This is a genomic window from Elstera litoralis (assembly GCF_000963705.1).
Taxonomy (GTDB): domain Bacteria; phylum Pseudomonadota; class Alphaproteobacteria; order Elsterales; family Elsteraceae; genus Elstera; species Elstera litoralis.
On the sequence record NZ_LAJY01000848.1, the window covers coordinates 1 to 785 of the forward strand.

The 785-nt window shown below is 51.6% G+C and carries 1 protein-coding gene; it reads right to left on the reverse strand.

All coding sequences use genetic code 11. From position 1 onward, the window contains the following. Nucleotides 1–785: hypothetical protein (locus VZ95_RS26285; RefSeq protein ID WP_198148445.1), on the reverse strand; the 785-nt coding region annotated here is incomplete at both ends.

Here is a 785-nt window from a genome sequence, read left to right on the forward strand (position 1 = left end):
TGCGCGGCACCGGCGGCAGGGACTTTTGGCTATGGCAATTGTAGCCCATGCTCGTGTGGATGTTAAACCACTCCGTCTCACTCATCACCTCGGCTTGCACACCAGACGGTAAGCCCGTGAAGTGAATCGTGAGTTCGGCCTTAGCTGGTAGAGCCGAAGGGACGGCAGCCTGAGGAATAAGCGAAGACTGTGAATAGACTGCCTGTTGCAAGGTGGGAGAATTCTCCCCTTTCGGCACGGGCAGCCCCATCGGCGCGGGCAATAGCGGATTCAGCCTTTGGGTTGGAAGGGAAAAATCAGGGCTAAACCCCGATTCCTTCAAGCTCTCCTGATACTTCTTGAGGAGCTTATTGATTTTATCGGAAAGCTCGCGGCCCCCGCGCTTAATATCCTCCTCGCTAATATTACCCAAATCGCCCAACAACCCCTGCGCTTTGCCAATGATTGGCATGGGCAAAGTGCCAAATTGGATGCCGGCATTTTCGACTCCCACCTCCCCGGCTCGATAGAGGCCAAGCGATGATTCTTGGCGGGCTTTAAACGCCTCAGCGTAATTTTGGGGCTTACTCTTGTCGGTAACGGTCTCTCTGCCCTTAACATAGTCGTCCTTCTGCTTCACAAGATCGGAAAGCAAAACTGCTGACTGTTTTTCTTTCATGATCGATTTTAGGTCAAAATCTAGATCTTTTAGATTAAATTGTCCTTTCTGAATCGCCTCCGCAATCAGTTGCAGCGGGTCTTGATTCAAGGTTTTTGCTTGCTGACGCAGCGCGGCAAATATCGAC